Source organism: Rhodococcus ruber (assembly GCF_016804345.1).
GTDB classification, from domain to species: Bacteria; Actinomycetota; Actinomycetes; order Mycobacteriales; family Mycobacteriaceae; genus Rhodococcus; species Rhodococcus ruber.
In genome coordinates, this window is the sequence record NZ_CP044211.1 from 4705146 (window position 1) to 4713569 (window position 8424).

The 8424-nt window shown below is 70.7% G+C and carries 7 protein-coding genes; 5 read left to right on the top strand and 2 right to left on the bottom strand.

The window, feature by feature from the left end; translation table 11 throughout:
* The first annotated feature begins 23 nt into the window (after positions 1–23).
* From F1734_RS21590 to F1734_RS21610, 5 genes are all read left to right on the top strand, one after another.
* A complete protein-coding gene (locus F1734_RS21590) occupies positions 24–1289 on the top strand; it encodes a pyridoxal phosphate-dependent aminotransferase (RefSeq protein ID WP_017682223.1) in 1266 nt (421 codons plus the stop codon).
* Between the two features lie 377 nt (positions 1290–1666).
* Complete coding sequence (locus F1734_RS21595) at positions 1667–2968, top strand: YibE/F family protein (RefSeq protein ID WP_203011028.1); 1302 nt, start codon at positions 1667–1669, stop codon at positions 2966–2968.
* Positions 2969–3083: 115 nt separating this feature from the next.
* Positions 3084–4346 carry a PP2C family protein-serine/threonine phosphatase gene (locus F1734_RS21600; RefSeq protein ID WP_017682225.1) on the top strand — a complete coding sequence of 421 codons (1263 nt, stop codon included), beginning with the start codon at positions 3084–3086 and terminating at the stop codon, positions 4344–4346.
* Positions 4343–5998 (top strand): sensor histidine kinase, encoded by a 1656-nt coding sequence (locus F1734_RS21605; protein ID WP_203011029.1) that lies wholly within the window; start codon positions 4343–4345, stop codon positions 5996–5998. The genes F1734_RS21600 and F1734_RS21605 overlap by 4 nt, the downstream gene beginning before the upstream one ends.
* On the top strand, positions 5995–6435 hold the full coding sequence (locus tag F1734_RS21610; RefSeq protein ID WP_017682227.1) for a response regulator: 441 nt from the start codon (positions 5995–5997) through the stop codon (positions 6433–6435). Before F1734_RS21605 ends, F1734_RS21610 begins: the two co-directional genes overlap by 4 nt.
* A gap of 90 nt (positions 6436–6525) precedes the next feature.
* Here F1734_RS21610 and F1734_RS21615 read toward each other — a convergent pair whose 3' ends face one another.
* On the bottom strand, positions 6526–6951 hold the full coding sequence (locus tag F1734_RS21615) for an ATP-binding protein (RefSeq protein WP_017682228.1): 426 nt from the start codon (positions 6949–6951) through the stop codon (positions 6526–6528).
* 69 nt (positions 6952–7020) lie between these two features.
* A complete protein-coding gene (locus F1734_RS21620) occupies positions 7021–8421 on the bottom strand; it encodes a DUF7159 family protein (RefSeq protein WP_203011030.1) in 1401 nt (466 codons plus the stop codon).
* Between the last annotated feature and the right edge of the window lie 3 nt (positions 8422–8424).

Consider the following 8424-nt stretch of genomic DNA (forward strand, 5'->3'; position numbering starts at 1 on the left):
CCCGGTTGCGGACGGGTGGCACCATGGACGCCGTGAGTACAGGAGAACAGGGCCACCTTCACCACCGCATCAGCCGGAAACTCGAGCAGTCCGCGAAGCTGCAGAACGTGCTGTACGAGATCCGCGGGCCGGTGCACGCGCACGCCGCGCGGCTCGAGGCGGAGGGGCACCGCATCCTCAAGCTCAACATCGGCAACCCGGCGCCGTTCGGGTTCGAGGCGCCGGAGACGATCGTGCAGGACATGATCGCCGCGCTGCCCCACGCCCAGGGTTACTCGGAGTCGAAGGGCATCGCGTCGGCGCGCCGGGCCATCGTCACCCGCTACGAACTCGTGCCGGGCTTCCCGAAGCTCGACATCAACGACGTCTACCTCGGCAACGGCGTCTCCGAGCTGATCACGATGACGATGCAGGCCCTGCTCGACGACGGCGACGAGGTGCTGATCCCGGCGCCGGACTACCCGCTGTGGACGGCGATGACGTCCCTGGCCGGGGGCACGCCGGTGCACTACCTGTGCGACGAGTCCAACGAGTGGAATCCCGACATCGAGGACATCGAGTCGAAGATCACGGACAAGACCAAGGCCCTGCTGGTCATCAACCCGAACAACCCGACGGGCGCCGTGTACTCGCTCGAGGTGCTCGAACAGCTGGTGCAGCTGGCCCGCCGGCACCAGCTGCTGCTCCTGGCCGACGAGATCTACGACAAGATCCTCTACGACGACGCCAAGCACATCTCCCTGGCCACCCTCGCCCCCGACCTGCTGTGCCTGACCTACAACGGCCTCTCGAAGGCCTACCGGGTGGCCGGATACCGGTCGGGGTGGATGACGATCACCGGCCCGAAGGAGCACGCGGCCGGCTTCCTCGAGGGCATCGACCTGCTCGCCTCGACCCGCCTGTGCCCCAACGTGCCGGCTCAGCACGCAATCCAGGTCGCGCTCGGCGGGCATCAGAGCATCGAGGACCTGATCCTGCCCGGCGGCCGGCTGCTCGAGCAGCGCGACGTCGCGTGGGAGCGCCTGAACTCGATCCCCGGGGTGAGCTGCGTCAAGCCCCGCGGCGCCCTGTACGCCTTCCCGCGCCTCGATCCGGACGTGTACGAGATCCACGACGACGAGAAGCTGGTCCAGGACCTGTTGCTGCAGGAGAAGATCCTGATGGTGCAGGGCACCGGCTTCAACTGGCCGGACCCGGACCATCTGCGGATCGTGACGCTGCCCTGGGCCCGCGACCTCGCGGTGGCCATCGAACGGTTCGGCAACTTCCTGTCCAGCTACAAGCAGTGATCTCCACGAGAATCGATCACCCTCGCGACACGCCCGGGATGCGCGACACGCCGAACGTTGTCGAATGTATATGTACCCCCATGCGAACTGCATCGCCGCAGGCCGGGACGTCGACCACGAACCGGGAACGAGCGTTCGGCCGGGTTCCGGTGAGGACCGACACACCGTAGGTACTACCCGTCGGACCGACAGAAGCAGTACGTTTGTCTACGGCACCTCAGCGTGCTGGGCTCCCTGATCATCGCCACCCCCCTGTGCGAGATCAGGTCGACGGTGGCGGGGACACCCCCCCTGCTCCCCGCCACCACCAGCCCATCTCCCCCGCGAGTGACCGCGGACTCCGCGATGCGACCTCACCGAGACCACGTCGTTACCCTGTGTCGGTGACACGAGCAGAGCCCACCGGCCCCAGCCACGGACACGGACACGGGCACGGACACGGCCACTTCTCCGGACCCGTCCCCGTCGGACCCACCGCCGCGAAGGTCGTCGTCGGACTCCTCGTCGTGATCGGCATCGCCGTGCTGGCGGGCGCCGTCGCCCTGTGGCCGAGCCGCGAGGCCGTCGACATCCCGGCCCCGCTCCAGACCACCGGCGGCGGAGCCGTCGTCACCGAGGCCGGCACCGTCGTCGAACAGGACATCGGCGCGTGCGGCAGCAGTTCGGCCGGCCGCCCCTTCACCGGCGACCCCGTCCCGCCTCCCACCGAGGCCTACCAGTGCCAGCGCAGCATCGTCACGATCGATTCGGGCCCCAACGAGGGCACCCGCACCCTGCTCGAGATCGGGCCGGGCCCGGGGCAGCCCGACCTGCGCGTCGGCGAGGAGATCCGGCTCGTGCGGCAGGTCGACCCGTCCGGCGCCACCCAGTACTCGTTCTACGACTACGCCCGCGGCCTCCCGATCGCGCTCATCATCACGGCCTTCGCCGTGGTCATCGTCGCCGTCGCCCGCTGGCGCGGCCTGCGCGCCCTGATCGGCCTGCTGATCGCATTCGGTGTGCTCGTGGTGTTCATGCTCCCCGCGTTGCTCGACGGCAAACCCGCCGTGCCCGTCGCGCTGGTCGGCGGCGCCATCATTCTCTACGCCGTGCTGTATCTCGCGCACGGGGTCAACCTGCGCACCAGTTCGGCCCTGCTCGGCACCCTCGCGTCGATGCTGCTCGCCGCCGTGCTCTCGTACGTCACGATCCGGATGACCCACCTGACCGGGCTGTCCGAGGAACAGAACACCGACGTGCAGCTGTACCTCGAACAGGTCAGCATCACCGGCCTGCTGCTCGCCGGCTTCATCATCGGCTCCCTCGGTGTCCTCAACGACGTGACCATCACCCAGGCGGCGTCGGCGTTCGAGCTGGCGGCCCTCGACCCCACCGCCTCGCGCCGGAAGGTGTTCTCCTCCGCGATGCGGGTCGGCCGCGACCACATCGCCAGCACGGTCTACACCCTGGTGCTGGCGTACGCCGGTGGCGCCCTGCCGCTGTTGCTGCTGTTCAGCGTGGCCGGCCGGTCCATGTCGGACGTGCTCACCGGCGACGCCGTCGCCATCGAGGTGGTACGGGCGTGTGTGGGCGGCATCGCATTGGCGCTGTCCGTTCCGCTGACCACCGGCATCGCCGCGCTGCTGGCCCGGCCCGGCGCCCCCGAGCCCGTCGCCCGCAAGGGCCGGCATGCCCGGTGACCGTTTCCGGGGCCGCGCGCGTCGGGGAACGTGCGCACGATAGGTATTCTTCCTCTGTTGTCGTCCGGAACGAGGGAACCGGAGTCACGGCACGCGAGATCGAAGGGCAGGGGCCATGTTCTCCGAGCAGCACAGGCCTGCCGGCGCACCACCAGGAATCGGCACCACCACTTCGTCGGTCGCTCTGGACACCGACTGGGCCCGGGAGGAGCCGTCGGTCCTGCTGATCGAGGACGACGCGGGCGACGCGCTCATCGTCGAGGAACTGGTGGCGGACAGCGCCCAGGGCATGCGCCTGGAATGGGTTCAGACGATGGCCGCGGCGCGCGCCGAACTGGACGCCGGCCTGCCCGACTGCATCCTGCTGGATCTGCATCTGCCCGACGCGCAGGGCATGGACGCCCTCGCGCGGGTCCAGCAGTACGCCGCCGGCGTCCCGGTCGTGGTACTGACCGGCCTCGCCGAGGAGCAGACGGGCCTGGCGGCGGTCGCCGCCGGCGCGCAGGACTATCTCGTCAAGGGACGCGTGGAGCCGGACCTGTTCGGCCGCACCGTGCGCTACGCCATCCAGCGCAAGCAGGCCGAGCACGCCGCCGTCGCGTTGCAGGCCAGCCGGCTGCAGGCCCGGGAGAACGCCCGCCTCGAACGCGGACTGCTGCCGTCGCCGATGCTGCACGGCACCGGCGACGTGGACATCGTGGCCCGCTACCGGCCCGGACGCGAGCAGTCGCTGCTCGGCGGCGACTTCTACGACGTCGTCCAGACCGAGGACGGCACTGTGCACGTGCTCATCGGCGACGTCAGCGGGCACGGTCCCGACGAGGCCGCACTCGGGGTGAGCCTGCGGATCGCCTGGCGCACCCTGGTGGTCACCGGCGTCACGGGTGTCACCCAGCTGCAGAAGCTCGAGCGGATCATGGTCGCCGAGCGCGCGAACGAACGGCACTTCGCCACCCTCACCAGTCTCGCGATGTCGCCGGACCGGCGCCGGGTGCAGGTGATGCGCGCCGGGCATCCGGGTCTGCTCCTGCACAGCCCTCGGGGGGTCGACTGGGTCGAGGCGCCCGGCGGACCCGCCATCGGGTTGCTGCCCGGTGTGTCGACGTGGCCCGTGCACGAGTTGGAGCTGCCGGAAGGTGGCGGCATCATGTTGTTCACCGACGGGCTGTTCGAAGGCCGGGTCGGCGACGGCGGGGAACGCCTCGGCGAGGAGGGGCTGCTGCGGCTGGCCCGCGAGGAGGGTCACCTGACGCCCGAGGCCTTCGTCGACACCCTGATCGACCGGGCCGAGGCCCTGGCGGAAAGTCACGGAGGACTCGGCGACGACGTGGCCGTGGTGCACGTGCGATGGAGCGAGAAGGCAACGGAGCAGGCATGAGAGACCCGTCGAAGCCCGAACCCAAGGTCGAGCGGGTGCGCTCGCGGCTGACGGTCCAGAGTTGGTTCCAGGTCGCCTTCGCGGTCCTTGCCGTGTTCGTCGTTCTCGGCACCATCGTGGGCGGGTACTTCATCCAGCGCACCGCCCAGATCACCGACGAGCTCGTCGACCAGATCCAACCGGCCCGCGCCGAGGCATACCGGCTGCAGGCGGCTCTGCTGGATCAGGAGACCGGCGCCCGCGGCTATGCCGCCACCGGCGACGTCGAGTTCCTCGCCCCGTACCTGACCGGCAAACGCGTCGAGCAGGAGGCTGCCGACCGGATGCGCGAGTTCACCACCGGCCATCCGGAGCTGCTCGCCGACGTCGACGAGATCGAGGCAGCGGCCGAGGCCTGGCGCGCCGACTACGCCGACCCGCTCGTCGCGAGCGTCGTCCCCGGCGTCCCCGCACCGGTGGATCCCGCGACCACCGAGCGCGGCCGGACCACGTTCGACGCCATGCGCACCCTGTTCGAGGAGCAGAACGCGGCACTCGTCCAGGCCCGCGTGGACGGCTACGACGACCTGATCCACGCCCGGACCATCCGCAACTCCGTGCTGGTGGCGATGGTGGCGGGCTTCCTGCTCACCGGCCTGCTCATGGTGGTCCTGGTGCACAACCTCGTCGCGATGCCGCTGGTCAGCCTGCGTGCGGCGACGCGGCGGGTCGTCGCGGACGGCAACTTCGACCAGCACATCCACCCTCAGGGCCCGAAGGACATCCGGATCCTGGCCCGGGACGTCGAGGAGATGCGCGGGCGCATCGTGTTCGCGCTGGCCGCCGCCCACGCCCAGCACCAGCAACTCGCCCAGCAGAAGGCCGACCTCGACACCCAGGCCGAGGAACTGCGGCGCTCGAACGCCGAGCTCGAGCAGTTCGCCTACGTCGCCTCCCACGACCTGCAGGAGCCGCTGCGCAAGGTCGCCTCGTTCTGCCAGCTGCTCGAGAAGCGCTACGGCGACAAGCTCGACGAGCGCGGCGCCCAGTACATCGCGTTCGCCGTCGACGGCGCCAAGCGCATGCAGGTCCTCATCAACGACCTGCTGACCTTCTCCCGCGTCGGGCGGGTCAGCGACGCCCACGTACGCGTCGACCTGGATCAGCAGTTGGACAAGGCGCTGGCCAACCTGGCCGCGGCGATCGACGAGTCCGGCGCGCGGGTCGAGCGTCCCGAGAACCTGCCCGAGATCACGGGCGATCCGACCCTGCTGACGATGCTCTGGCAGAATCTGCTGGGCAACGCGATCAAGTTCCGCCACCCCGACCGCACTCCCGTCCTGCAGATCACCTGCGAGCGGGACGAGGGAGACCAGGACGGGCCCGGCAGCTGGACGCTGTGCGTCGCGGACAACGGCATCGGCATCGACCCCGAGTTCGCCGAGAAGGTGTTCGTCATCTTCCAGCGTCTCCACGGCCGCGACGTCTACACCGGCACCGGTATCGGGCTGGCGGTGTGCAAGAAGATCGTCGAGTACCACGGTGGCAGGATCTGGATCGACACCGAGCACACCGAGGGCACCCGGTTCTGCTTCACCGTTCCGGCCCTGCCCGACGAAGAACCCGAAGCGCCCGCCCCGGCCGACACCGACCTCGAAGGAGCCCCCGCATGACCCCCGCCGAGCCCATCGACGTCCTGCTGGTCGAAGACGACCCGGGCGACGAGCTGATGACCCGCGAGGCCTTCGAGGACAACAAGATCGGCAACGAGCTGCACGTGGTCCGCGACGGCGAGGAGGCCCTGGACTTCCTGTACCAGCGCGGCGCCTACACCGAGGCGCCGCGGCCCGACCTGATCCTGCTGGACCTCAACCTGCCCAAGTACGACGGGCGGCAGGTCCTCGAGAAGATCAAGTCCGACCCGGATCTGTCCGACATCCCGGTCGTGGTGCTGACCACCTCGGCCGCCGAGGAGGACATCCTGCGCAGCTACCGGCTGCACGCCAACGCGTACGTCACCAAGCCGGTGGATCTCGACCAGTTCATCGGGGCGGTCCGGCAGATCGACGAGTTCTTCGTGCAGGTCGTCCGGCTGCCGCGCCGCCGGTAGTCGTCACCGCCGGTAGTCGTCACCGCCGGTAGTCGTCACCGCCGGTAGTCGTCACCACGGAGGCTCCCCGCCCCGCCGGTGCGGCTGTCGTCAGATGCTCCAGCGCATGGTGACGACGGTCCCGGTCTCGGCCGGGGCCACGGTCGCCGTGTCCGAGAGGGAGTTGATCAGCGTGAGGCCGTGACCGCGGGAGCTGGTACCCGGGTCCGTGTCGTTCGCGCGCCAGCTGCCCCGGTCGATGATGGCGACCTCGACCTGACGGTCGCCCGGGATGAGCGTCGCCTCGAGGTCGAGGGTGCCCGACGCGCCGTCGCGGTAGGCGTGCTCGACGGCGTTGGCGAGCGCCTCGTAGCTGGCCAGCAGCACGTCGCGGGTCAGCTCGGGGCTCACGTGCACCGCGTCGAGCCAGCGTTCGAGAGCACGCCGCAGCACGGTCAGCTGACCGGGCTCGGCGCGCACGCGCCGATAGGCGAGCGTGACCGAGTCGCACAGCGGGGTGTTCTGCGGCGAAAACATCGTCTGTACTCTAACCTGTCGCGCCGGACGCCATCGGACACGAGGTCCCACGGGCGGCGCCCGGGCCCGTCAGATCGGCAGCCGCAGCTCCGGCGGCACTTCGATCGTGGGCAGCGGCGGCAGTGGCGGCAGCGTCGGCACCGGGATGTTCAGGCCGGGAATCAACGGCGGCGGCGCCGTCGTGGGAGGCGGCGGAGGCGGTACCACGCGCTCGGTCGTGGGGTCCTCGACCGGCGGGACGGTCGTGGTGGTCGTCGGTGCCGGTGCCGGCGCGACGGCGGGTGCCGGCTGCGGGGTCGGCGACGGCGTCGTCACGATCACCTCGGTCTGCCGGGTGTCCGACTCGTCGTCGCCGGCGAGAGTGTTCTGGGCGCCCAGCGCCAGGCCGATCATGGCGACGACGCCCAGGGCGGTGCCGGCCAGCCCGGCCCCGCTGATCTGCCGCTTGGACACGTGCGGTTCGTGAGCGGTCGCCGCCCGCTTCCGCCCCGGTGTCCTGGTCTCGTCGGCCGGTGCGGGCGTGGCGGGGCGCGGCAGCCTCTCGGTGCGGTGCGGCGCCGTGCCGCCCGGCGGGACGATGCGTTCGGTCGCGGCCGGGGCGGCGAGTTGTTCGGTGACCGCGGTGTCCGCGGCGACGGCACGCAGGGCGCCGCCCTTGGCCAGGACGAGTTCGGGTTCGTGCGGCACCACGACGGGCAGCTTCGTCCACGTCTCCAGCACCCGGCGCACCAGGCGGACGTGGGCCCCGCCGCCGAGCAGCACGATCGTCTCCGGCCGGGCGCCGGACCGCTGCACGACGTCGCGCACGAACCGTGCCGAGCCCTCGACGAGCGGGTTGATCAGCGGTTCGAACGTCTCCAGGGACATGAGGATCACGCCGGCGGCACCCGGCACGGCGACGGCGTCGCTGCCGGACAGCTGTTCCTTCGCCGTCCGGCACTGGGCGACGAACTCCTCGTCCTCGGGGTCGTCGGGCCGCCACACGCCGTCCGAGCCGAGCAGGTGCAGGCGCACCGCGTCGTCGAACAGGCGCCCGGCGACGGCCCCGGTGCGTTCGGTGTGCACGGCGCCGGTGCTGCGGTCGGCGACGGTGACGGTGAGCCCGGACGCGCCGAGGTCGTAGAGGACCGCGACGTCGGCGGTGAGCTCGCCGGTGGCCCGCAGGTACGTCAGTGCGGCTTCGGACTCGCCGACGAGCCGGTAGCGGTCGAGTCCCTGCTCGGCCATCGCGGCGCGGAGCCGTTCGGCCTCGGCGGCGTCGCGGTACACCAGGCCCGCGCGCTCGACGCTCTCCCCCGCGATGCCGGCCTGCACGAGCACGCCCACGGTCTGCGCCGCGAGGCGTGCCGGGTCGTCCCGTCTGGTCTCGACCACCTGGAACTGGTAGCCCGCGGAGGGTGCGTCCGGATCGATCGGACGAACGATCCGGACGGCACTCGTCCCTGCGGTCACCCCGAGAACCGAACTCATCAG

Excerpts from the sequence above, each read along its gene's own strand:
- F1734_RS21590 (WP_017682223.1), top strand. The coding sequence starts at position 24 with ATGGACGCCGTGAGTACAGGAGAACAGGGCCACCTTCACCACCGCATC.
- F1734_RS21600 (WP_017682225.1), top strand. The coding sequence starts at position 3,084 with ATGTTCTCCGAGCAGCACAGGCCTGCCGGCGCACCACCAGGAATCGGC.
- F1734_RS21605 (WP_203011029.1), top strand. The coding sequence starts at position 4,343 with ATGAGAGACCCGTCGAAGCCCGAACCCAAGGTCGAGCGGGTGCGCTCG.
- F1734_RS21610 (WP_017682227.1), top strand. The coding sequence starts at position 5,995 with ATGACCCCCGCCGAGCCCATCGACGTCCTGCTGGTCGAAGACGACCCG.
- F1734_RS21615 (WP_017682228.1), bottom strand. The coding sequence starts at position 6,951 with ATGTTTTCGCCGCAGAACACCCCGCTGTGCGACTCGGTCACGCTCGCC.
- F1734_RS21620 (WP_203011030.1), bottom strand. The coding sequence starts at position 8,421 with ATGAGTTCGGTTCTCGGGGTGACCGCAGGGACGAGTGCCGTCCGGATC.